The sequence below is a fragment of the Candidatus Neomarinimicrobiota bacterium genome (assembly GCA_017656425.1).
Lineage (GTDB): Bacteria > Fidelibacterota > UBA2242 > UBA2242 > B5-G15 > JACDNV01.
In genome coordinates this window covers 68999-93259 of record JACDNV010000001.1, presented here as the reverse complement: position 1 = coordinate 93259, position 24261 = coordinate 68999, and the positions used below count along the sequence as shown (strand labels likewise).

The 24261-nt window shown below is 34.7% G+C and carries 26 protein-coding genes and 2 tRNA genes; 27 read left to right on the top strand and 1 reads right to left on the bottom strand.

Going from position 1 to position 24261, the window contains the following annotated elements; genetic code table 11:
• From H0Z29_00415 to H0Z29_00285, 27 genes are all read left to right on the top strand, one after another.
• Complete coding sequence (locus H0Z29_00415; GenBank protein ID MBO8129962.1) at nucleotides 1-249, top strand: HypC/HybG/HupF family hydrogenase formation chaperone; 249 nt, start codon at nucleotides 1-3, stop codon at nucleotides 247-249.
• A 63-nt stretch (nucleotides 250-312) separates the two neighbouring features.
• A complete protein-coding gene (gene hypD, locus H0Z29_00410; GenBank protein MBO8129961.1) occupies nucleotides 313-1401 on the top strand; it encodes a hydrogenase formation protein HypD in 1089 nt (362 codons plus the stop codon).
• 2 nt (nucleotides 1402-1403) lie between these two features.
• The gene (gene hypE / locus H0Z29_00405) at nucleotides 1404-2411 is read left to right on the top strand and encodes a hydrogenase expression/formation protein HypE (GenBank protein ID MBO8129960.1); all 1008 of its coding nucleotides are present in this window, start codon (nucleotides 1404-1406) and stop codon (nucleotides 2409-2411) included.
• Between the two features lies 1 nt (nucleotide 2412).
• Nucleotides 2413-2808 (top strand): hydrogenase maturation nickel metallochaperone HypA, encoded by a 396-nt coding sequence (locus H0Z29_00400; GenBank protein MBO8129959.1) that lies wholly within the window; start codon nucleotides 2413-2415, stop codon nucleotides 2806-2808.
• A complete protein-coding gene (hypB, locus tag H0Z29_00395) occupies nucleotides 2768-3427 on the top strand; it encodes a hydrogenase nickel incorporation protein HypB (GenBank protein MBO8129958.1) in 660 nt (219 codons plus the stop codon). The genes H0Z29_00400 and hypB overlap by 41 nt, the downstream gene beginning before the upstream one ends.
• A gap of 138 nt (nucleotides 3428-3565) precedes the next feature.
• Complete coding sequence (locus tag H0Z29_00390) at nucleotides 3566-4627, top strand: 4Fe-4S dicluster domain-containing protein (GenBank protein ID MBO8129957.1); 1062 nt, start codon at nucleotides 3566-3568, stop codon at nucleotides 4625-4627.
• A 23-nt stretch (nucleotides 4628-4650) separates the two neighbouring features.
• Nucleotides 4651-5493 carry an FAD/NAD(P)-binding protein gene (locus H0Z29_00385; protein MBO8129956.1) on the top strand — a complete coding sequence of 281 codons (843 nt, stop codon included), beginning with the start codon at nucleotides 4651-4653 and terminating at the stop codon, nucleotides 5491-5493.
• Nucleotides 5490-6236, top strand: a complete 747-nt coding sequence (locus H0Z29_00380; GenBank protein ID MBO8129955.1) for an NADH:ubiquinone oxidoreductase — start codon at nucleotides 5490-5492, stop codon at nucleotides 6234-6236. Before H0Z29_00385 ends, H0Z29_00380 begins: the two co-directional genes overlap by 4 nt.
• Nucleotides 6237-6256: 20 nt before the next feature.
• Entirely contained in the window at nucleotides 6257-7558 is a 1302-nt protein-coding gene (locus H0Z29_00375) for a Ni/Fe hydrogenase subunit alpha (GenBank protein MBO8129954.1), read from the top strand.
• 2 nt (nucleotides 7559-7560) lie between these two features.
• Nucleotides 7561-8040 carry a hydrogenase maturation protease gene (locus H0Z29_00370; protein MBO8129953.1) on the top strand — a complete coding sequence of 160 codons (480 nt, stop codon included), beginning with the start codon at nucleotides 7561-7563 and terminating at the stop codon, nucleotides 8038-8040.
• Nucleotides 8015-8401, top strand: coding sequence for a response regulator (locus tag H0Z29_00365; GenBank protein MBO8129952.1), 387 nt, complete (start codon nucleotides 8015-8017; stop codon nucleotides 8399-8401). The genes H0Z29_00370 and H0Z29_00365 overlap by 26 nt, the downstream gene beginning before the upstream one ends.
• Nucleotides 8402-8495: 94 nt before the next feature.
• Nucleotides 8496-8981 (top strand): ACT domain-containing protein, encoded by a 486-nt coding sequence (locus tag H0Z29_00360; protein ID MBO8129951.1) that lies wholly within the window; start codon nucleotides 8496-8498, stop codon nucleotides 8979-8981.
• A 128-nt stretch (nucleotides 8982-9109) separates the two neighbouring features.
• Nucleotides 9110-9182 (top strand) — tRNA-Ala (locus H0Z29_00355).
• A gap of 431 nt (nucleotides 9183-9613) precedes the next feature.
• Nucleotides 9614-10075 carry a hypothetical protein gene (locus H0Z29_00350; protein MBO8129950.1) on the top strand — a complete coding sequence of 154 codons (462 nt, stop codon included), beginning with the start codon at nucleotides 9614-9616 and terminating at the stop codon, nucleotides 10073-10075.
• Between the two features lie 5 nt (nucleotides 10076-10080).
• Nucleotides 10081-10593 carry an HNH endonuclease gene (locus tag H0Z29_00345; GenBank protein MBO8129949.1) on the top strand — a complete coding sequence of 171 codons (513 nt, stop codon included), beginning with the start codon at nucleotides 10081-10083 and terminating at the stop codon, nucleotides 10591-10593.
• 15 nt (nucleotides 10594-10608) lie between these two features.
• Complete coding sequence (gene trpS, locus H0Z29_00340; GenBank protein ID MBO8129948.1) at nucleotides 10609-11601, top strand: tryptophan--tRNA ligase; 993 nt, start codon at nucleotides 10609-10611, stop codon at nucleotides 11599-11601.
• Nucleotides 11602-11603: 2 nt separating this feature from the next.
• Nucleotides 11604-12344 (top strand): segregation/condensation protein A, encoded by a 741-nt coding sequence (locus H0Z29_00335; GenBank protein ID MBO8129947.1) that lies wholly within the window; start codon nucleotides 11604-11606, stop codon nucleotides 12342-12344.
• Nucleotides 12325-12879, top strand: a complete 555-nt coding sequence (gene scpB, locus H0Z29_00330; GenBank protein MBO8129946.1) for an SMC-Scp complex subunit ScpB — start codon at nucleotides 12325-12327, stop codon at nucleotides 12877-12879. Before H0Z29_00335 ends, scpB begins: the two co-directional genes overlap by 20 nt.
• An 83-nt stretch (nucleotides 12880-12962) precedes the next feature.
• Complete coding sequence (locus tag H0Z29_00325; protein MBO8129945.1) at nucleotides 12963-13643, top strand: (d)CMP kinase; 681 nt, start codon at nucleotides 12963-12965, stop codon at nucleotides 13641-13643.
• Nucleotides 13644-13646: 3 nt separating this feature from the next.
• Nucleotides 13647-15635, top strand: coding sequence for a 30S ribosomal protein S1 (locus H0Z29_00320; protein MBO8129944.1), 1989 nt, complete (start codon nucleotides 13647-13649; stop codon nucleotides 15633-15635).
• Nucleotides 15636-15707: 72 nt separating this feature from the next.
• Nucleotides 15708-16712 carry a hypothetical protein gene (locus tag H0Z29_00315; protein MBO8129943.1) on the top strand — a complete coding sequence of 335 codons (1005 nt, stop codon included), beginning with the start codon at nucleotides 15708-15710 and terminating at the stop codon, nucleotides 16710-16712.
• A 2-nt stretch (nucleotides 16713-16714) separates the two neighbouring features.
• Complete coding sequence (gene tsaD / locus H0Z29_00310) at nucleotides 16715-17716, top strand: tRNA (adenosine(37)-N6)-threonylcarbamoyltransferase complex transferase subunit TsaD (GenBank protein MBO8129942.1); 1002 nt, start codon at nucleotides 16715-16717, stop codon at nucleotides 17714-17716.
• 255 nt (nucleotides 17717-17971) lie between these two features.
• Nucleotides 17972-19822 carry a hypothetical protein gene (locus tag H0Z29_00305; GenBank protein ID MBO8129941.1) on the top strand — a complete coding sequence of 617 codons (1851 nt, stop codon included), beginning with the start codon at nucleotides 17972-17974 and terminating at the stop codon, nucleotides 19820-19822.
• Nucleotides 19823-19884: 62 nt separating this feature from the next.
• Nucleotides 19885-21210: a UDP-glucose/GDP-mannose dehydrogenase family protein gene (locus H0Z29_00300; protein ID MBO8129940.1), complete on the top strand. Its 1326-nt coding sequence runs from the start codon at nucleotides 19885-19887 to the stop codon at nucleotides 21208-21210.
• On the top strand, nucleotides 21211-22227 hold the full coding sequence (rfbB, locus tag H0Z29_00295; protein MBO8129939.1) for a dTDP-glucose 4,6-dehydratase: 1017 nt from the start codon (nucleotides 21211-21213) through the stop codon (nucleotides 22225-22227).
• A gap of 2 nt (nucleotides 22228-22229) precedes the next feature.
• Nucleotides 22230-23549 (top strand): nucleotide sugar dehydrogenase, encoded by a 1320-nt coding sequence (locus H0Z29_00290; GenBank protein MBO8129938.1) that lies wholly within the window; start codon nucleotides 22230-22232, stop codon nucleotides 23547-23549.
• Between the two features lie 60 nt (nucleotides 23550-23609).
• A tRNA-Ile gene (locus H0Z29_00285) sits at nucleotides 23610-23681 on the top strand.
• Between the two features lie 415 nt (nucleotides 23682-24096).
• Here H0Z29_00285 and H0Z29_00280 read toward each other — a convergent pair.
• Nucleotides 24097-24243 carry a hypothetical protein gene (locus tag H0Z29_00280; protein MBO8129937.1) on the bottom strand — a complete coding sequence of 49 codons (147 nt, stop codon included), beginning with the start codon at nucleotides 24241-24243 and terminating at the stop codon, nucleotides 24097-24099.
• Nucleotides 24244-24261: the final 18 nt, after the last annotated feature.

The following is a 24261-nucleotide window of genomic DNA, read 5'->3' as shown; positions in this document are numbered from 1 at the left end:
ATGTGTCTTGCCATCCCCATGAGAGTAAAGTCGGTAAAAGGAGATGAAGCGATTGTCGAGGTTTCTGGTGTAGAATACAAAGCCAATATTCAGTTGCTGGACGATGTTAAAATTGGTGATTATTTGATTGTTCATGCAGGTTTTGCAATTGAGAAATTGGATGAGGAAGAAGCCTCAAAGAGTCTGGATGCCTGGGCTGAGGTGATTGCTACACTTGAAAAAAGGAATAATAAGAGTGGTAATGATTAATTTTATCAATCAATTAGATGCGAATAAAAATTGCTGTTTTAAATAATATGGAGATTGTTGTTGATTAACTATATTGATGAATTTAGAGATATCAAAAAAGTAAAATATTTTGCAGAAAGGATAAAGGAAGTAAATCCTGATAAAAATATCAATTTGATGGAAGTCTGCGGAGGACATACTATAACTATATTAAAGTATGGTATTCAGGAGTTATTACCTGGTAATATAAACCTTATAAGTGGACCTGGTTGCCCGGTGTGTGTTACAGCGGTTGATTTTATTGATATGGCAATTGAATTGTCACATAGACGGGATGTTATCGTAGCAACATTTGGTGATCTGATAAGGGTTCCGGGGACAAATAGCAGTCTTGAGCTTGAGCGAGCAAAGGGAGCAAATATAAAGATTTGTTATTCTCCAGCGGAAGCTTTGAAATATGCTACTAAAAATCCCGAAAAGGAAGTTGTGTTTCTTGGTATTGGATTTGAAACGACTGCACCTTCTGTTGCCGTTACAATATTAAATGCATATAGCAATAAGGTGAGGAATTTCTCTGTTTTATCATCTCATAAAGTAATGCCTCCGGCTATGAAATTTCTACTTGATTCTGGGGAGGTGAATATAGATGGATTTATCTGTCCTGGCCATGTTTCTGCGATAACAGGACCCCGGATTTACGAATTTATAGCGAAGGACTATGGTGTTCCCTGTGTCGTCTCAGGATTTGAACCGATGGATTTGATAGAGACAATTTATATGCTTGTACTACAGATTAGAGAGGGTAGAGCAAAGGTTGAAAACCAGTATAAAAGAACAGTTAGACGTGAAGGTAATAGCAAGGCACAAGAAGTGATGTCTGAGGTGTTTGAACCGGTCAGTGTTAGATGGAGGGGTATAGCAGAGATACCTGAAAGTGGTTTGAAAATCAGAAAAAAATATTCGGATTTTGATGCTGTTGAGAAGTTTGATCTAAAGTTTAAAAGAGGTATGGAAAATCCATCATGTATCTGTGGAGAAATCCTTAAGGGTGTAAAGACTCCTTTAGAATGCAGACTTTTTAAAAAAGTATGTTCTCCCGAGAATCCGGTTGGTGCCTGTATGGTCAGTAGTGAGGGGGCGTGTGCTATCTATTATAAATATGGAGCAAGGTAAAGATGAAAGGAAAGATTACTAGAGCTGATGGTGCAGGTGGATTAAAATCTCATAAGCTTATAAATGACCTGTTTAGAAAATACTTTTCGAATAGATATCTAGACCGACTTGACGATTCTGCTCTTATTGGGAATATCGATGGAAGGCTTGTTTTTACCACCGATTCTCATGTTGTAAAACCAATATTTTTCCCGGGTGGTGATATTGGTAAACTTGCTGTTACTGGTACTATCAATGATCTATGTGTAATGGGGGCTAAACCACTTTTCTTATCATGTGGATTTATATTGGAGGAAGGTCTCGACTTAGATATACTTGAGGAAGTTGTAAGGTCTATTAGCCGGGAAGCAGAAAAGAATGGAGTAAAGATTGCAACAGGTGATACAAAAGTAGTTGGTTCAGGAGAGGCGGATAAACTGTACATAAATACATCTGGTATTGGAATTATTTATGATGGATGGGATCCAGATGTCAATAGAATTGAACCGGGGGATCAGATCCTAATTAGCGGTCCGGTTGGGGATCATGAAGCCTCAATTCTTGTTTCAAGAGAGGAGTTTGAAATATCAGCTGAGATAAAAAGTGATTGTGACAGTATTAAACCAATTATAGAGGAGTTATATAAAAATTCAATTGATATAAAATTTATGAGAGACCCGACAAGAGGTGGATTGGCAACTTTGTTAAATGAGGTTGTTTTGAACAAAGAATATGGAATAAAAATATATGAAGAAAAAGTACCAATTCGGGATGAAGTTCGGGGCTTATGTGAGCCACTTGGATTTGATCCATTATATATGGCCTGTGAGGGAAGAGTAGTAATATTTGTTTCAAAGAAAGATGCACATAAAACGCTTCAGGTTTTAAGAGACTCAGATAGTACATCTCAACCTGCAATTATAGGTGAGGTAACGGATTCTAATTGTGGAATGGTGATAATGAAGACAATTGTTGGTACAGAGAGAATTCTTGATATGATGTCTGGAGTTATGCTGCCGAGGATTTGCTGATATGCATGAACTTACAATAGCAAAGAATATAGTTGAAATTGTTGAGGAAGAGGTAGAGAAAATAGGTAATGTTATAAAAGTAAAGGAAATTTACTTTAAAGCAGGAGCCCTGAATGCAGTTATCCCTGAGTCACTGATTTTTAGCTTTGATATTGTAAAAAGTGAAAGCAAAATCCTAAGAGAAGCTGTTTTGAAGTTTGAAGAAATACCTATAAAAATTAAATGTAACAATTGCGATTATGAGGGTATTTTAAAAGTACCTGAATTTTTTTGTCCGGAATGTGGATCGACAAAACTTGATGTGTTGTATGGGAAAGAAATGTATGTGGAAAGAATAATTGTTGAGGAGGAGAAGGATGGAGATAAAAATAGTCAGGAAAGTTTTGGAAGCAAATGAAAAACTTGCTGCACAAATCAGAAAAAGAAATCGCAGATATGGTATCACAATGTTTAATATTATGAGTTCACCAGGGTCTGGAAAAACATCGATTATAGAACAGGTGCTTCCGAAATTAAAAAACGAAGGGTATAAAATTGGCGTAATAGAAGGAGATATCACCTCCTCCCTTGATGCTGAGAGAATGTTGAAATTTGATGTGCCTGTGTCTCAGATAAATACAGAACCCTTCGGTGGTGATTGTCATCTCGGGAGTGAGGTAATCCTACCTGCTTTGGAGCAGTTGGATAGTAACCTGGATATAGTTTTTATTGAAAATGTTGGAAATCTTGTATGTCCGGCTGAGTTTGATACGGGAGCTGACTTTAATATTGTTGTTTTGAGTATCACTGAAGGCGAAGATAAACCATTAAAATATCCATTGATGTTTAGAGTTTGTGATATTGCAATAATTAATAAAATCGATCTTTTACCATACCTGGATGTTGATCTAGATGTGATAAAAAAGAATATTAAAAAAATAAAGCCTGAAATTGATATTATTCCATCATCTGCAAAGAGTAAAGAAGGCATTTATGAAGTTGCTTCCTGGATTAAGATTCATCTATTAAAAGAATAAAAATTCTCAAATATTGGAAAATGTTGAACATTATATTATGAGAAAATTGATTGATTTCCGAAATTACAGGCTATTTTTAATGTCTGGCATTATCTTTGTAACTTATTATGTGAATTTTTTTAAAAGAAGAGGGAATGAATGGATAAAAAGAAACTTAGTTTAGTTCAGTTTAAGAGGGTCAGGTTAAATGAAAAACAGCTACGTAATTTTACAGGATTTTTAAAGACGAAGGGAAGAGTGTATGCACCCCATAGAAAAGGTGAAAAATCATTTTCTTTTCAGGAGGTGGACGATCCTTCAAAAGTAGTTTTTAATTATCCAAGAACAATACTGCCATTAAAGAAATTTTTTCAGCCACCAATAGAAACTCTGCTTGAGTTTACAATAAATGATAACTCATATGAATTACCTGATATAGATAATAAAAATAAAATATTCTTTGGGGTACATTCCTATGATATGCAGGGAGTTCTAAGGCTTGATTATGTTTTCTCAAGAGGTGAACCAGAATATAATTATTTAAAGAGACGTGAGAACTCAACTTTCATAGGTATCAGTTTTGAACCTGATGAATATCATTTTTCAGGATCTGTCGGGATAGATGTTGAAAATACTGAAGGATTTTCAATTTTTATAGATATTGTTGATGAAGATAATTATGTGGTGTTTGCCTGTGACAATACTGGTGAAGAGTTATTAAAAGAATATGGCATAAAGGATTTTGAATCGGGTGAATATAAGCTAAAGGAAAGAGAGTTTAAGGCGAAGTTAAAATACCACTATGGGAGGTTACCGCAGATATTTGAGAAGTGTTATAATTATGATGTATGGAAAAAGGTATCAGAACGGTGCCTCGGTTGTGGAAATTGTAATCTGGTATGTCCAACATGCTACTGTTTTGATGTAGAAGATGATGTGGACTTGAAAATTGAAATGGGGAGCAGAACAAGGCGCTGGGATTCCTGTATGTTAAATGAATTTGCTATGGTAGCAGGCGGGGAAAATTTTAGGAAAGAACTATATCAAAGGACTCGTCATAGGTTGCACAGAAAATTCAAATACATTACTGATCATTACGGATATCCATTTTGTGTTGGCTGTGGAAGATGTTCTCAATACTGCCCAGCTGATATAAACATGGTTGAAGTTGTTAATGACTTAATAAAAGAGCATGAGGAAAGAGAGAAAGTATATGTATAAATGAGGTCTGTGAGGAGATGGATATGGATACCGTGTTAGCAAAGGAGAAGAAAATTTTATATGCCCCCGAGATTTCTGAAATTATAGAGGCAAAGTTTCTAACTGCAACAGAAAAATTTTTCAAGATAAAACTTCCAGGTGGTAGAGATTTAAAGCACATTCCTGGTCAATTTGTTCAGGTCTCTTTATTTGGGGTAGGTGAGGCTCCGATTTCCGTTTGTTCATCCCCTACACAAAAAGGCTTTTTCGAGCTAACCATTCGAAAAGTGGGTATGCTCACTGAAAAAATACATGAATTGGAAGCAGGTGATAAAATTGGTATTCGTGGACCCTATGGAAGAGGCTTTGATGTAAATGCTTTTAAGGGGAAAGATATCCTAATAATTGGTGGTGGTATTGGAATTGTTCCGCTGAGGTCTTTGATAAACTATATAATTGATAACAGAAATGATTATGGTAGATTAATAATTCTCTATGGTGCAAAAAGTCCATCAGAGTTGTTATATAGAGACGAATTAAAAATGTGGGAGGAAAGAGAGGATATTGAATACCATGTTACCGTTGACAGATCAGATGAAAATTGGAAAGGCAATGTAGGAGTTATCACCACATTAATACCACCTCTTGAGCTTGATCTTGAAAATACAATTGCCGCAATTGTGGGACCACCTGTTATGTATAAATTTGTCCTGCTTGCTTTGAAGAGCAAGAGATTTCCTGAAAAGAATATCTACATGTCGCTTGAAAGAAGGATGAAGTGTGGTGTTGGAAAGTGTGGTCACTGTCAGATAAACAATCTATATGTATGTCAGGATGGTCCTGTTTTTAATTATCTTGAGGTTAAGGGTCTTGAGGAGGCAATATGAAGAAGAGGGGAAAAATAAAGGTGGCATTTTTTGATTTTACGGGTTGTGAAGGATGTCAGTTAAATAAGTTAAACTTGGAAAATCAGTTACTGGATATACTTGAGCATGTTGATATAGTGGAGTTCAGGGAGGCAATGGATGATAAAGCTGAATTTTATGATATTGCTTTTGTTGAGGGAAGTATTTCCACTCCAGAATGTGTCAATAGGATAAACGATATACGCAGAAGGAGTAAAGTGCTTGTTGCTATCGGTGCATGTGCTACAAATGGTGGAATAAATTCTTTGAAGAATATTCACGATATAGATGAGGTTAGAGAAACCGTTTATCGCGAACATAAGTATCTTTTTCCAACTCTTCCAGCGATGCCACTTCATGCCATTGTAAAAGTAGATTATAAAATCTACGGTTGTCCGATGACTCAGGAAGAGTTTTTGAAGGTTTTTAAATCACTGGTGATGGGGAAGAAGCCTCAGCAACCTGATTATGCTGTATGTGTAGAATGCAAATTGAAAGAAAATGAGTGTTTATTGCAAAGGGGTATTTTCTGTCTTGGTCCCGTAACGAGAGCAGGTTGTGGGGCAAGATGTCCAAGCTTTGGGCAGTCGTGTATAGGGTGCAGAGGATTTGTAAGCAATATAAATCAGAATGCCTCAATAGAGGTTTTGAAAAGATATGGTTACTCAGTAGAAGAGGCTGTTAAGAGAATGAATATGTTCAATGTAACAGAGATGAAGATGTAGCTAAGTTTGGAGGTTGCTGAATGGGTGTAAATCTTGATATAAATGTTCATCATCTGACTAGGGTAGAAGGACATGGTAATATTGTAGTCAATGTTAGAGAAGGCAGGCTTGAAAGAGCATATTTGGAGATTGTAGAGGCTCCCAGATATTTTGAGGCTATTCTGAAAGGGAGAAATTATAAAGAGGCAGCTATTATTACATCGAGAATATGTGGTATTTGCTGCCTCGGGCATCAGATGGCATCTCTTAAAGCAACAGAGGAAGCACTAGGAATTGAAGTATCTGAACAAACTGTGCTTTTACGGAAACTTTTGACTGATGGTGCTACTATTCAAAGTCATATTCTGCATGCTTTATTTCTTGCATCTCCTGACTTTGTGGGAAAATCAAGTGTATTTGCTATGATTGGTGAATATAAAGACGTGGTTGCAAAAGCGTTGAAAATAAAATATGTAGCAAATTTGGTAAGCGAAGTTGTAGGCGGGAGAGCTGTTCACCCGATAACTCCAGTGCCAGGAGGATTTACTAGAATACCAGAATCGGGTGAGTTAAAGGCTTTGCGTGAAAAAATTCAGGAGATTGTGCCGGATCTCGATTTTACTGTGGAGTTGATGAGGCAGCTGATTGATTCTATACCGAATTTTGAAAGGGAGACAGAATATATAAGTTTGCAATGTGATGATGAGTATGCGCTGTATGATGGTGATATTTACTCTTCGGATATAGGAAGAGTTCCTGTTGAGGAATATAAAAGAATGACAAACGAATTTGTAGTTCCACATTCCACGAGTAAACACTGTAGGGCAAATAGAGAATCATATATGGTTGGAGCTTTAGCGAGATTTAATAATAACCATGAGAAACTGAGTGAAAAGGCTCAAAGAGCTGCAGAAAGAATGAACCTCAAAGCACCGTGTTATAACCCTTATATGAATACCATAGCTCAGGTAGTTGAATGCGTGCATTGTGCTGAGGATGCGATAAGGATTATCGATAGACTACTCAATTGCGGTTTGAAAGATGAAAAACCAGATCAGGAACCGAAAAAGTATGGGCGCGGGATAGGAGCTACGGAGGTACCGAGGGGGATTCTTTATCACGATTATATCTATGATAGAAAAGAACAAATTATAAAGGCAGACTGCATTATACCAACGGGTCAGAATCTTGAGAATATAGACTATGATATGAGAAAGCTTGTACCTGAAATAATTGATGAGCCTAGAGAAGAGATTGTAAAAAAACTTGAAATGCTCGTGAGAGCTTATGATCCTTGTATATCCTGTTCTGTACATATGCTTGATGTGGAGTTTGTTGAGTAGATATGATTAAACCTATAATTATTTGTTTTGGAAATATATTGTACGGTGATGATGGAATAGGGGAGATTGTCCTGGAAAAATTGAGAGAATCTGAGGTTATTGACAATGATGATATTATATTTGCAGGGAATGATGGACTGTTGTTATTGAAAGTGCTTGAAGAGAATAGACCGGTAATAATTGTTGATGCAGTAAGAGCTGGATCGAAACCTGGTACCATACATAGATTTAATCTATCTAAAAGGAGTAAATTAAGCCTGATTGAGAATCATTTTACTACACACAGTTTTGGATTAAGTGAGATAATAGAGCTGACTAACGATTTTACCGATATAAGCGAAATAATTGTGCTGGGCATTGAGCCTGGGGATACTACCCCAGGTAGGGAGATGACCGATGAGGTAAAAAATAAATTAGATGAATTGGTAAAATTAGTAGTAAAGGAGTATAATATTTATGAAGAAGAAAATATTAATTATTGATGACGATATTGATCTGGTTGAAGCTTTACGAATTGTTTTAGAAAAAGAGGGCTTTATAGTAATTGATGCACAAGATGGTGAGAAAGGGTATGAGCTGGCAGTAAATGAAAATCCAAATCTGATTATCCTTGATGTGATGATGGGAACACAGGACGAAGGTTTCTTCGTAGCTTATAAAATCCGTCAGACGGATAATTTAAAGGAAGTACCAATTATTATGCTTACGGCCGTGGGGCATGAAACTGGATTTAAATTTAATAAGGATAAAGATGAAGATTTCCTACCTGTCGAAGAATTTGTAGAAAAACCTGTAACTCCCGATAAATTATTGGATTTAATAAGAAAACATCTGGGAACTTAGTATATTATTTCATCCCGCATAGATATTTATAATACTAAAGAGTTAGTTAAAATAAGTTTATTATCCTTTAACAATTATTTATATTACAATGGTTATGTCTGGTAGTAACAAGATAAAAATTAGCGGAATAGTAAAGATAAAGGACTTGGTACTTATTTCTGTGCTTGGTGTTTCAGATAGACCAGGGATAGCCGGTGAAGTGATGAGTGCACTAGGAGAAAATAATATCAATGTTGTTTATATTTCTGAAGGGAGTAATGCAGATGATAGTGCTGATATCTATTTCTGTATAAAAAAGGATGATCTTGATAAGGTAAAGAATATTTTGAAAGATTATTTTGAAAAAATAAAGACGAGAGATATAAAGTATGATACTGATGTTGTAATTATTGGTGTGTATGGACCACATTTCAGGGAGAAGCCAGCTATTGCAGGTAGATTTTTTAGGGCTCTCGGTTCAGAACACGTAAACATTTTGAGTATATCAACAAGTATTTCGACAATATCCTGTGTTATAAGTAAAAATGATTTAGATAGAACAAAAAAAGCTATTGATAAAGTTTTTGAGATACCGAAATAGGTTTTGGTGGTTCTAAATTTTGTTACTATAAATTGAGTGCAGTGAAAAAGTGAGGAGAGCCTTAGATAACTTATATTAATTCATCTTGATTTATATAGAACAATAAATTAAATTGAATTGCTTTTTATGGGGCTGTAGCTCAGTTGGGAGAGCGCTTGAATGGCATTCAAGAGGTCGTGGGTTCGAATCCCATCAGCTCCACAAATCTTAATTAGCTAAGTATATAATAAATAATACAAACATAAAGGATGGCATTCGAAAGATTATTTAGTACTAATTTGCATTGAGTCCAATTGTTAAAATAAAAATTAATTGAAAATGTAGAATGTATAATTGAGAATGCTTAGAATTTAAGAGATGATTATTAATGAAGTAAAAAAGCTATACTCCCTTTTCTATTTTTAAAAATTCTACATTGTACATTTTCAATTCTAAATTGTATGAAAAGTTGTGGGTTCTCACGTAAGTATTCTACAGAATTTTCATGCATACCTTGGAGGGATGAGATTATGCCTGTTATTGGTAAACAGGATAGTGTACATTTTTTATAAAAATTCAGTGTCAATAAATTGCATATGTGAGGATAATAGTTTAATTTTAACATGGTTTGAATACATCACAAGGTTTTTATTATGTCAATAAGTAATGAGGAAAAAGCAAAAAAGATTAATCTTGTCCCTCAGGGGACACAAATTCACATTCAATCTGCGCATTGTCCAAATGGGTGCGATCTAATGAATTCAGATGTAAGGATAAGGGGTATGAAATCAATAGGTGTAAAATTAGTTTGGAAAGATAAATCAGGGATGATTTATTTAGATCCTGAGTTTGGTAGTTATAAACACATTTCAGAAGTTGACGTTCCCGATGGTGAAATAGTTGAATTTTACTGTCCCAACTGTAGTCTATCTTTAAAAAATGAAAAAGAGCTATGCAGGTCCTGCTCAGCTCCAACATTTGTATTCGATTTACCAGGTGAGGGACAGATTGTTGGATGTCTTAGGAAGGGGTGCTTTGATCATACTTTGAAAATTGTAAGCTTTGATTTCATGCAATTAGAGATTGATCAAAACTTCATAAAGATGATTTTATAAAAGGGATGGGAATTTTAGATCGGGCAGTTCTTGTATTAAATCAGTCGTATGAACCGATTCATATCTGTAATGTAAAAAGAGCTATTGTTCTTGTTGTAAGTCAGAAGGCTGCAATAGTTAAGACAGTAGACCATCGTGTTATTCATACTGTTAGCTCTGAATTTCCTGTCCCAAGTGTTATAAGAATTCAGAGATATATTAATATTAAATATTGGGAGCCAGTTCTAAGTAAGGAAAATATTTTTAAGAGAGATAGGTATACCTGCCAATATTGTGGTGCTACCGGAGTTGAGCTGACTATTGATCATGTCATACCAAAAGTTCTTGGCGGGGAAGACTCATGGACAAATCTTGTTACAGCTTGTGTAAAATGTAATAACAAAAAAGGGAATAAAACCCCTGAGCAAGCAGGGATGAGGTTGCTGAATAAACCAAGGAAAGTTCACAGAATTCATACATTACAAAAGTTTCTTGATTCTCCAGTTGACGAATGGAGGCCATATCTGTTTATGGAATAAGACGGGAGTATATTAATGGGTAAAGGAGGAAAGAAGAAAAAAAGAATTCTTAGCGGAATGAGACCAACTGGGAAAATGCATCTGGGGAATTATGTAGGGGCGCTTGAAAATTGGGTGAGATTGCAGGGAGAATATGAAAATTTTCACTTGATTGCTGATTATCACGTACTTACAACGAATCCTGATACCAGCGAAATCTTTAATAATACTATTGAGATGGTAATTGACTGGATAGCGGTTGGGATTAACCCCAAGGTCAGTCCGATTTTCCGTCAAAGCAAAATAAAAGAGCATTCTGAGTTATTTCTTATATTTTCCATGTTAATAACGACTGCCAGGCTGGAAAGGAATCCTACTTTAAAAGAGCAGATAAGAGACCTTGAACTTGAAACTATTACCTATGGTCATCTTGGTTATCCTGTACTGCAGGCGGCAGATATTTTAATATATAAGGGTGAGGTGGTACCGGTTGGTGAAGATCAGGTTCCACATATTGAAATTACAAGGGAAATAGCAAAGAAATTCAATTCTACTTATGGGGTTGTATTTCCACTTCCAGAGGCGAAGTTGACTGAGACAGCAAGATTGCCAGGTCTGGACGGACAGAAAATGAGTAAATCAGTGGGGAATACAATTTTACTTTCTGATGATTATGAAGAGGTCAAGAGGAAAATGAAAACTGCATTTACTGATCCTCAGAAAATTCGACTTGGAGATCCAGGTAGACCATGGTTGTGTCTTGTTTACACTTACCATAAGAAATTTAATAAGGAAAATGCAGAAGATATATATAATGGATGCACAAGTGGTAAACTTGGGTGTGTCGAATGTAAGATGAAGATAGCAGAGGCAATAAATAAAGAAATTGCTCCATATAGGGATAAAAGAAAAGAACTCGAAAAAGATAAAAATTTTATCATAGATATAATAGTTGATGGAGAGAAAAAGGCGAGAGAAGTGGCAGAAAATACGATGAATGAAGTTAGAAGTGCAATGAAACTTGGATAGACATGTCATATAATATAAAGCTTGAAGTTTTTGAGGGACCATTAGATTTATTACTTTATTTTATCAAACGTGATGAAATAAATATCTATGATATACCAATAGCAAAAATCACAGAGGAATACCTCAATTATCTTCAACTTATGCGTGATATGAATCTGCGTATTGCCGGAGAGTTTATATTAATGGCTGCAGTTTTAATTAAGATAAAATTACAAATGTTGTTACCGAGCAAAGAAGAAATTGAAGAAATAGAAGTCGAGGATCCCAGGTCTGAACTTGTTCGAATGCTGGAAGAGTATCAGAAATATAGAAGGGCAGGAGAGTATTTGAAAATACTGTGGGAGGATAACTTAAAATTTCATCCTGTATCTGTTGATAAGGGAACTCAGGGGATAGACCTTGATTTATTTTTATCAGATGTTAATTTATATGATCTTGCTGCCCTTTTTAAGAGATTTTTAGAGTCAATGCAGAAAAACACACTTTATGAAATTGAAGGTATAAAAATAAGTGTATCTGATAAAATCCAGCAACTGAGAAGCTTCTTTGTTGGAAAGAAAGAATTAAAATTTAGTGATTTGAGAAATAGTGTTGAGAATAGATTTGAAATAATTATCACATTTCTTGCCATACTGGAAATGGTTAAAAATGGTGAGGTTGTGTTAAAGCAGAATAAAAATTTTGAGGATATAATTATAAAGTGTAATAAGGAAAAAGAGGTAGATGCTGTCGCAAACACATAGGATTGTCGAGGCTTTACTTTTTACGGCTGAAGAACCGCTAACGGAGGAGCAGGTAAGAGTTAGCATAGGTGAGGAGATAGATTTAACCAAAGTTATTGATGAAATTAAAAACTACTATGAGAAGGAGGGAAGCCCTCTTACTATTAAAGAGGTAGCGAATGGATACCGCATGGTGGTAAGAAAAGAATATGATCCATGGATAAGGAGATTATACCAGAAAAGAGGGCAGCTACATTTGACCAGATCATCCTTGGAAACGCTTGCTATAATAGCTTACAAGCAGCCAATTACTAAAATAGAAATTGATTCAATAAGAGGTGTTAACTCAGATGGGCCAATTAGTTCCCTTCTTGAGAAGAAATTGATTGAGATAAAGGGACGGAAACAAGTACCTGGACGTCCTTTGTTGTATGGGACCACAAAGAAATTTCTTGAGTATTTTGGTTTGAAATCTTTAAATGATTTACCAGATATAAAACAAATTGATGAGATAACACAATCAGCATTATTTGATAGTGATAATAAAGGAAAGTAATAATTGTCAATTTCTTAAATTTATAAATGGTTTTTTTGTTGATCTTCCTTAAATTAACAGGCTTTTTTAGATAAGGGAAATAAATGGGAATCATTGTAGCTATTGATGGTCCTGCAGGAGCAGGGAAAAGTACTACATCTAGGGAAGTCGCTAAAATCTTAGGTTTTTTGTATATAGATACAGGGGCTATGTATAGAGCGGTAGGATTAAAGTTAAAAGAGTTGGGATTAAGTTTATCGGATAAAGGAAAGATTATTGATATAGCTAAAAATTCTAAGATAGATTTCAAATGGGAAAATGGAGAGCTAAAGGTTTTCCTGGATAATAGGGACGTGACTATCGATATAAGAACCAATGAAATAGGTCAGATAGCTAGTGCAGTGAGTGTAATACCTGAGGTAAGAGACATGTTGGTGGCTCAGCAACGGGAATATGGTAAAAAGTATGACATTGTGATGGAGGGTAGGGATATAGGGACTAATGTTTTTCCTGGTGCCGATGTAAAAATTTATATGGAAGCATCTGTTGAGGAAAGAGCTAAGAGACGAATGTTGGATTATAAAAAGATTGGGAAAGAAATTTCGATGGAAGAAGTTATTGAGGAAATAAAGGAAAGAGACCATAGAGATTCTTCAAGAAGTTATGCTCCCTTAAAAAAGGCAAAAGATGCTATTGTAATTGATACAACAAATATGTCATTTGATGAGCAGGTAAAAAAAATAGTGGAGATTATTAAAGATAGATGCCTAAAAGGAGGTGAATAAGTAATGACGGATATTAGAAGAGAAAGAGAAGAAGCCATAGAAGAGGTAAATCCTATCAGAACTGAAAAAATAAAAAGTGGTCCATACGAGGCGGAAGTAAAAGTAGTTACACTTGATGAGTTGAAGAAAATTGAGAAAAAACTTGATAAAGAGGAGTTTAAAATATACGAAAGTAGTTTGAGGGAGGTATCGGACGAACAAAGATTGATTGGAAGGGTTGTTTCTATTGGGGAAGATGTTGTAGTCGTTGATGTAGGATTTAAGACAGAAGGTATAGTTCCAAGATATGAGTTTGACGAGAGTGATCTTCCAAAAATTGGTGACCAGATAGAAGTGTTTGTTGAAGTTCTTGAGGATGAAAATGGACAGATGATACTTTCGAAAAGAAAAGCGGATTTTATGAGGGTATGGGAGCGAATTCGTGAGATATATGATAAAGGTGAAGTGATTGAAGGTAAAATTGAAGGTAGGGTAAAGGGAGGTATGGTTGTTAAGGTTATGGGAATTGATGCATTTCTCCCGGGTTCACAGATTGACGTTCGCCCCGTTGTTGATTTTGATTCCTATGTAGGAAAGACTTTCAAGTTTAAAATTGTAAAACTGAATGAAAAGAGAAAAAATATTGTTTTAAGTAGAAAAGTACTGCTAGAAGAGGATCTTAAGGAAAAGCGTGAAGAGTTATTATCTAAAATAAAAGTTGGACAGACACTAACCGGTAGGGTAAAGAATATAACTGATTTCGGTGTTTTTGTTGATCTAGGTGGTCTTGACGGGTTGTTACATATAACTGATTTGTCCTGGGGAAGAGTAAATCATCCGAGCGAAGTTGTTCAGCTGGATCAGGAAATAAAAGTAAAAGTTATTGATTTTGATCCTGAAAAACAGAGAGTTTCTCTTGGTTTAAAACAACTTCAGCCACATCCGTGGGAAGGTATAGAGCAAAAATACCCTGTTGGATCAGAGGTAAAGGGAAAAGTTGTCAATATGACTAATTATGGTGTATTTGTTGAGCTTGAAAAAGGCATTGAGGGCTTGATACATGTTTCCGAGATGTCATGGACGCAGCATATAAGGCACCCATCTGAGCTGTTTAAGATAGGTGATGAAGTGAAAGCGAAGGTATTAAGTATTGATCCTGAAGAAAGAAAAATTTCATTGGGATATAAGCAGCTATTTCCAGATCCCTGGGAGGGAATTGATGAGAAGTTTAAAGTTGGTGGAATATATAAGGGTGTAGTTAAAAAAATTCTGTCAAGTGGTACTTTTATTGAACTGGATGAAAATATTGATGGATTCCTGTCGATCGACGATATTTCTTGGACGAAAAAGATCAATCACCCCCGTGAGGTACTAAAGAGAGGACAGGAAGTAGAAGTGAAAATTTTAGATATAAATAAAGATGCAAGAAGAATTACAGTTGGAATGAAGCAGGTCGAAGAGGATCCATGGCCAACTCTTGAAGAATTGTATGTGCCAGGGGCAATAATTGAAGCTGAGATAGATAGAGTCGGTGAGCAAGTTGCCTGGGTGAAATTGCAGTTTGGGATAGAAGGTATTGTACTATTGCCTGAAGTTATTACTGGGAAAAAAACCAGTAAAAAGTTAAAAGTTGGTGATAAGGTAAAGTTAAAAGTTCAGGATCTAAATAAAGAAGAGAAAAGAATTATTTTGACATTGGTTAGCGGGGGTAGAAAAACTAGAAAATCAGATATTGCAGATATATTGGAGGTAAAGGAAGCTACCAGTAAGATAGAGATACCACAGGAAATAATAGAGAGAATTAGGAAAGCTGAATTAGAGCAAGAGAAGAAAGCATCAAAAGAGAAAGCGGAGAAGCCTAAGGGAAAAACACGTGCACAAAAGGAAGAAAAACCTGAGGAGAAAAAGAAAGGAGCAAAGACCACCCGAAAGAAATCTACAAAGAAGGTGAAAAAAGAGTCCGAAAATAAAAATAAGGACAAAGAAGATAAGGATAAAAAATCAGAAAAATGATTATGGTCAAAATTGAGTAAATGATATTATAAAAGGGCTTGGTTTTTCCAAGCCCTTTTCTTATCATTATTTATGGCAATTGACAAAAGTGTAAAAAGAAAAAATAAACTTTATCAGATAGTAAAAAGCTTTTTTACGATTGATATAAGAGCAAAGATTACTATTCTTCTGATAACTTTATTTATCTGGGTTATTACAGCACTGAATAATGAATATTCCTACACCTTTGATGTTAAATTGGATGTGGTCAATGTTAAGGAAGGGAAAATACTGAAGAATCTTGTCCCCGGTAAAGTCAAAGCTAAATTTACCGGAAGAGGACTTGATTTAATATACCTACTTATAGCACCAAGTTCTTCCTTTAAATTCGTACTTGATATTCAAAGGATAAATTATTATTACAAGTTTGATTTAAACTCTTATTTTGTAGGAAATCCAGAAAAGATCATATATCCAAGGAAGTCGAACATAGCTTTCAATCAGATAGTGTGGCCTGATTCCGTTGAAATTGTACTTGACAAGTATGTCAGGAAGGAACTGCTCATTGTTCCCGTGATCAAAATAAATGTAGCTCCTGGTTATATGAAGATTGGTGACCTTGAAATTAATCCTGATACTGTTACCGTTGAAGGACCGCATAGTTATTTAAAGGAAATCGTGGTGCTTACTACAGAATCAAAAGTTATAAATAACGCTATAAGAGATGTTAAAGAAAAGTTAAAGATAATAAAACCAGTTGGTTATAATATTAGATTGTCACATGAGTATGTAGAATGTTACCAAAAAGTCGATTTGATCAGTGAATTGGTTGTTAAAGATATTCCCGTAAAAATATTAAATAAACCTGCGGATGTAGAAATCTATTCAAACCCCCCTGTAGTCAATGTAAAGCTTGTATCTGCAGTTAGTATTTTAAAGGAAGCAAACAAAGATGATATAGAAGTTACATGGGATTATAGGAAACAATATAGGAGAGGTGTTATTTCGTATCAACCACTGGTAAAAGTTCCGAATGATATTATCTCCTATGAGGTTATACCAGATAGCATTGAATTGAGGATAATTAGGAGTAGATAAATATGATTGTTTTGGGCATAGAGACATCTTGTGATGAAACATCTGTAGCTATTGTAGATAAGAATAATGTTTTGATAAATATTGTAGCTTCTCAGATACTGCATAGGGAATATGGGGGTGTTGTACCTGAGTTTGCATCTCGAGAACATATAAGATTAATCGAAGTGATTGCAAGGGATGCAATCAATGGAGCAATTAAAGATATAAATAGAGTCGATGGAATAGCCGCAACATATGGTCCGGGGCTAATGGGAGCGTTATTGGTAGGTCTTTCTTTTGCTAAGGGGATAGCATGTACTCTAAATAAATCTTTTATTGCTGTAAATCATATTGAAGCCCATATTATGGTAAACTTTCTAAGTTGCTATGATTTAAAATACCCCTTTATGTGTCTTCTGGTGTCCGGTGGGCATACAATGCTAATATATGTTGAGGAGTTTCGTAAATATAAATTGATAGGACGTAGTGTAGATGATGCAGTGGGTGAAGCCTTTGATAAGGGTTCAAGAATTCTCGGTCTGGGCTATCCAGGTGGTCCAATAATAGATAAATTGGCAGCATCTGGTATAAAAGATTTTTATCCATTTCCAAGAGCAAAATTGAAATCATCGGAGTTTGATTTTAGCTTCAGCGGGATAAAAACCAGTCTTTTATATCTTGTTAAGAAAAAAGGAATGAATTGGGTAAAAACCAATATAAATCATATATGTGCGTCGTATCAGGAGGCTATAATTGAGATGTTATTAACCAATACAATTAAAGCTATTGAGTTTACAGGTGTAGATAAATTGGTTTTAGCAGGTGGAGTCGCTGCTAATTCCAGGTTAAGAGAGATGTTTAATACAGAATTAAAAAATAGAGGCGTGAAACTATACTATCCACCTCTTGAATATTGCACCGATAACGCAGCAATGATAGCTTATACAGGATATGAAATGTTAAAGAGAGGATATACATCACCGCTTAATATATCACCATTTCCCAATTTAAAACTTGGTATTTAATTTTTAATGAAAAACTTTTCTGTTTATTTCAATTATAATGGTATCTTTGCTTTTTTAATAATTCTCTTATTTATTTTCTCTTTATGGCTGTCATTCAAAAGAATAAAGGGGAGATATTATCCAAATTACCATATAATTCTTATTATAAGATTAATTACTGCGATATTAATCATTTTTGTCCTTTTAAAACCGGACATTTTTTTTAAATATAAAAAGAACCAGGTACCGGAAGTCTGTATTTTTATTGATAAATCAATGAGTATAAGGGAACATAAAAGTTTTAATAAAGATGATTTTATACGAACATTAGAGTCTATTAGGGAACTTTTATCTAACAAAAAGGCTCGAGCTAGATATTTTACTTTTGCTGACACAGTCGAAGTATATGATAGAAATCTTAAAGAGCTAAATTTTGATGGTAATGTAACCAATCTGTCCTCGGTGTTAAAATATCTTGATAAAAGTGCTAATGATAAGAATATATCAGCTGCAGTATTAATAAGTGACGGTAATTATAACGCCGGTGAAGCGCCTGAATTTTTTAACGCTAATTTGAAATTTCCCCTTTTTACAATAGGTATAGGCGATACGATTAAATTGGCTGATCCATATATAGATAGGATTATTGCGCCAGGTGCAATAAAACTTGGTGATACGCTTTTTATGAGAATAATTTATAGTGATGACGGCGCTACCGGAAGAAAATATCTTATAATATCCGAAGATGGTAAAAATTTAGTTGATTCGTTAATATTGAGAAATAAAACAGGTAAACTCTTGGGAGAAATAAACTATAGATTATTTCCCAGCAGAACTGGAATTATTAAATATCACATAGCTCTGAAAGTTGAAAATGATAGAAATCCTGGTAATAATGTGAAAAAAATTGTAGTAAATGTAAAAAGGAATAATAGAAGAATATTTTTAATTAATTCGTATGCTGATTTCGACAGTCGTTTTATTAAACTAATTCTAAAAAAAATAGATGATACGGAAGTTCTGAACATTGTTGATAATGGCAAATTGATACCAGATTATGCAAAAGAATTTTTTAAGCAGAAGCCTGATCTAATCATTTTAAATGGATATCCAGGTCGAAATTCCTCAATTTTTGTGATCAATTTTATTAAAAAAAGTATGAGAAATGTCCCGATTGTATTGCTAATAAATTCTAATATAGATCCTGAGACATTAAATAGAGAGTTTATAAAAAATATAAAACTAAAGACTGGTAAAATGAATTTTGTATATCCCTCATTAAGTAGTGCCGATCATCAGATTGTGAGGAATTTGTCAGTTAATTACAACGTTCCTAAAGCGATAAAAAGACTTCCTCCGATTGGTTACTTGTTTAGTTATGTATCACTACCTGATGATTTTATATATTTTTTTGAAACCCAGGGCATAAAAAAGATGCCTATTATTGCAATAAGTAGAAATAATAGACTATTGCTAATGATAGGTGAAGATTTCTGGAGATGGTACTTTATGACACTGGAAACTGAAACTGAGGGATTTTTTGAAGACCTGTTAATAACGACAGTGAAGTTTATGATGGATTTCAATCGAAATAGGCAGGTGTATTTGAACTTAGACAAAAACATATGCTATACTGGCGAAAAATTAAATGTGGCTGGAGTTATTTATGGGCTTGACGGGAGTCCAGTAAATGATGGGAGATTTAAAGTAGAAGTGATTGATCAAAAGGGAGAAGTTGATTTTATTCAGGAACTTAAATTAAATAATAATATGTACAGAGGAACTTTGAGCTTATTAAATCCCGGCGAATATAAATTAATTGGTGAAGGTTACAGAAATGATGTGTTACTCGGAAGAGATACTGTATTAGTAGAAGTAATGAATATTCAAATTGAAAAGCTAAAGACAGGCTTGAATATAAATGTGTTAAAAGAAATAGCAAAAAGGAATAAAGGAAAATTTTATTTTTATAAAGATAATAGTTGGATTAATGGGATAGAATTGGAAACAAAAACAGTAAGTAAATCGAAAATTGTGAGATTTTACAATTCCTTGTGGATTATGATAATTATAGTTGGTCTTCTTGTTGTGGAATGGGTTGTGAGAAAAAGAACAGGCTACTTATAGGAATTTTTTATAAATTTCGCAGATTATTATGAAATTTATAATGAGTAAAATATGAGGTTGCAATGCAAAAAATAGCAATGATTGGTGTTGGATATGTTGGCCTTGTGTCCGGAACAGGACTTGCAGACTTTGGCAATGAAGTAATTTGTGCAGATATTGATGATGAAAAGATTGAGAAATTAAAAAATGGGATTTTACCTATTTATGAACCTGGATTGTTAGAGCTTGTTAAAAATAATGTTGAAAAGGGAAGGCTTAAATTTACTACTGATGTGGCTGATGCAATCAATAAATGTCAGGTTATTTTCATAGCCGTACCCACACCCTCCAAGGATGATGGAGATGTGGATTTAAGTTATGTTTTTAACGTTGTTGAAACCATTGCAAATGTTATTAAGGATTTTAAAGTAATAGTAACTAAGAGTACAGTTCCTGTAGGAACGGGTGAAAAAATTATTAATATGCTTTTAGAAAAGGGTGTAAAACGAGAATTATATGAGATTGTATCGAATCCTGAATTTTTAAGAGAAGGTTCTGCAGTTGGAGATTTCATGCGTCCTGACAGAGTAATAATTGGGACTGAGTCAGAAAAAGCACTTGAGATAATGAGAGACATTTATCGTCCTTTGTATCTTATTGAAACACCGATTGTTGCAACTGATATAAAAACCGCAGAAATGATTAAGTATGCCTCAAATGCATTCCTTGCAACCAAAATCTCTTTCATAAATGAGATTGCCGATATTTGTGAAAAGGTAGGAGCTGATGTGCAGGTTGTTGCAAAAGCAATGGGACTGGATGGTAGGATTTCACAAAAATTTTTACATGCTGGTCCAGGTTTTGGTGGGTCGTGCTTCCCAAAGGATACACTGGCATTGACAAAGATAGCCGAAAGAGCCGGGACAAGGGCAAGAATCGTAGAGGCTGTTATTGAAGTAAACAGGTTGCAGAGGCGAAGAATATTTGAAAAATTACTCAAATTTGTTCCCAAGCTTAGAGGGAAAACTATTGGTATTCTTGGGCTATCTTTCAAACCAAATACTGATGATATAAGAGAATCTCCAGCAATTGATATAATCAGGGAAATAATTTCAAGGGGTGGAAGGGTAAAGGCTTATGATCCAAAGGCTATGGATGAGATGAGAAAGTTATTTCCTCAAGTGACTTATGTTTCTTCAAGTTATGATGCTTTAAAAGATGCTGATGCAATGATTATTTTAACTGAATGGAATGAATTCAGAAATATGAACTTGAAATTCATTAAATCAGTTATGAAAAAATCAATAATGATAGATGCTAGGAATATTTACGATCCAGCAACAGTTTTAAAGGAAGGTTTTCTATACGATTGTGTAGGGAGGAATATTGAAAAATACAGGAGTCAATAAATGAATGATAGAACTTACTTTGTTACAGGTGGATGTGGTTTTATAGGAAGTAATTATATTCATTATATATTTGAAAAATATGATGATATTAAAGTGGTGAATCTTGACAAGTTGACTTATGCAGGTAATCCGGCAAATCTTAGAGATCTTGAGGAGAGAAAGGATTACATCTTTATTCGTGGCGATATATGCGATTTTGAAATTGTTGAGGAAATTTTTAAAAAATACAGACCCAATTTTCTGATTAATTTTGCTGCTGAAAGCCATGTGGATAGAAGTATAGGTGATCCAGGGAGCTTTATCAAGACCGACATGTATGGGGTATATGTTCTTCTTGAAAATACCAAAAAGTATGGTATTGAAAGATTTATTCAGATAAGCACTGATGAAGTATACGGTTCCATAGAAGAAGGATCATTTACTGAAGAGTCTCCGTTAAAACCTAGTAACCCCTACGCAGCAAGTAAGGCTGGTGGAGATAGGCTTGCATATTCATATTATGTTACTTATGACTTGCCAGTAATTATTACAAGAGCTTCAAATAACTTTGGTCCTTATCAATATCCCGAAAAGTTGATTCCTCTATTTGTAACCAATGCGTTGGAGGATAAACCATTACCTTTATATGGTGATGGTAAAAATGTCAGGGACTGGCTATATGTTAAAGATCATTGTGATGCGATAGAATTTATTTTGCATAACGGGAGTGTAGGTGATGTATATAATATTGCGGGAAGGAATGAAAAGCAGAACATAGAAATCACAAAATTAATTTTGAAATATTTAAATAAATCAGAGAGCCTTATTAAGTACGTAGAGGACAGGTTGGGTCATGATAGGAGGTACTCACTTAATGATTCGAAGCTTCGTTCGTTGGGCTGGCAGAGCAAACATAGTTTTGAGGAGGCACTAAAATATACAATCCAATGGTACGTGGATAATGAAGATTGGTGGAGACCTTTAAAAAGTGGTGAATTTCTCGAGTTTTATAGAAAGCATTATAAGATGGAGCTGTAGAAATGGAATTAGAGAAAAAAATTAAAAGCAAAAAAGCAAAATTCGGAGTAGTAGGTCTTGGATATGTGGGACTTCCCCTTGCAATTGAATTTGCGAAGGAGGGATTTAGTGTTATTGGTATTGATGTATCAAGAGAGAAAGTGGATAAACTTAATAAAGGTGAGAATTATATAATTGATGTCAATGACAGTGATTTAAAATTGGCAATTGAAAAAAAGCTTTTTAGGGCTACCACTGATTATAGTGTGATAGAGGATATTGATGCAATTTCAATTTGTGTGCCTACTCCACTGAGAAAGACTAAGGATCCTGATGTCTCATATATAATAGCTGCTACTGAAGAAATTGCTAAGTATATCCACAGAGATTTGATAATCGTTCTGGAAAGTACAACTTATCCTGGTACGACACGGGAGCTTGTCTTACCAATGCTTGAAAAAAGTGGATTGAAAGTTGGTAAAGATTTTTACCTTGCTTTTTCACCTGAAAGGGTTGATCCAGGCAACCCGATTTACAAGACTAAAAATACCCCAAAAGTTTTAGGTGGTATTACAAAAAGTTGTACAGAAATGGCAAAATTGCTTTATGAGCAAATTATTGAAAAAGTGGTACCTGTTTCATGTACAGAATCAGCTGAAATGGTGAAATTGCTTGAAAACACATTCCGCTCTATAAATATTGGACTCGTTAATGAAATGGCACTGATGTGTGATAGGTTGGGTGTTGACGTATGGGAGATAATTGAGGCGGCGGGGACAAAGCCATTCGGTTTTATGAAATTTTATCCAGGTCCTGGACTGGGTGGTCATTGTATTCCAATTGATCCTTTTTACTTAAGTTGGAAAATGAAGCTGTTAAATTATAATCCAAAATTTATAGAACTGGCTGGTGAGATAAATTCATCAATGCCAGAATATGTTGTGACATTAGTTGCCGATGGTTTGAATTTAAAGGGTAAGCCAATAAATGGTTCGAAAATACTGATAATTGGCGTGTCTTATAAGAGAGATGTTGATGATACAAGGGAGTCTCCTGCGCTTGATGTTATGAAACTTCTTGAAGCAAGAGGTGCTTCCTTAGAATATCATGATCCATATGTAGGGAAATTTATTTTAGATGGAAAGGATTTAAGATCAGTTGATATAGATGAGGATAAACTAAAATCATATGATGCTGTGGTAATAATAACTGACCATTCTAATATTGATTACCAGATGATACAAAAGTATAGTTCAATTGTTATAGATACCAGAAATGCTATAAAAGGTAAATACAGCAATGTAATAAAACTCGGTGCAAGAGGTTTAATAGCTTATAAATGAGCATTATATTTTTATTGAAATTATAGATAATTCAGATTAATTTTACGCGATTTTTATAGAGGGCCTCTAGCTCAACGGTAGAGCGCCGGACTCATAATCCGTCGGTTGCAGGTTCGAATCCTGCGGGGCCCACAAAAAATTTTTCGTCGATAAATCAAAGAACTTTGTAAAAGTTAAGTCTATAAAATCGCTTATTTTACCTTGCAAAAACACGCAAAAATATGAGATCTTTCCCCGTCGATTTAGTTGCGTATATCCATTAGGTATACCCATAATGCATACCCATAATTTCTAAATTGTTTTTGTTAAGTTCGAAGGATTTCTTTTGAGATAAGATATTTGCTCTACATGAAGAGAATCTTTTCTATTACTATAATTTCCCCTTTGAATATAGACATCGGCTAAGAACCGTTAATATGGCGGCTCGTAGAGTCCCTTTCGGGAAAGGTTTTTTTAAACATTATTTTCTCCCACAGAGATCCTTTGGATTGTCTTTTAACTTGTTATTTGTTATGATACTATCCATAGGAGCCCTAATCGGGATAGGTCATTTTTTTATATCCTTATCTTTGATTTCTTTTCCAAAAATCTCACAGAGCATAGCCTGTCCACGAGCTATGCTTTCATCACTCATTACCCTTAATTTAATCAATTCTACTGTACCACCATGTGCATGAACTTTTCCGTATCCCACTAAAAAAGAACTTGACTT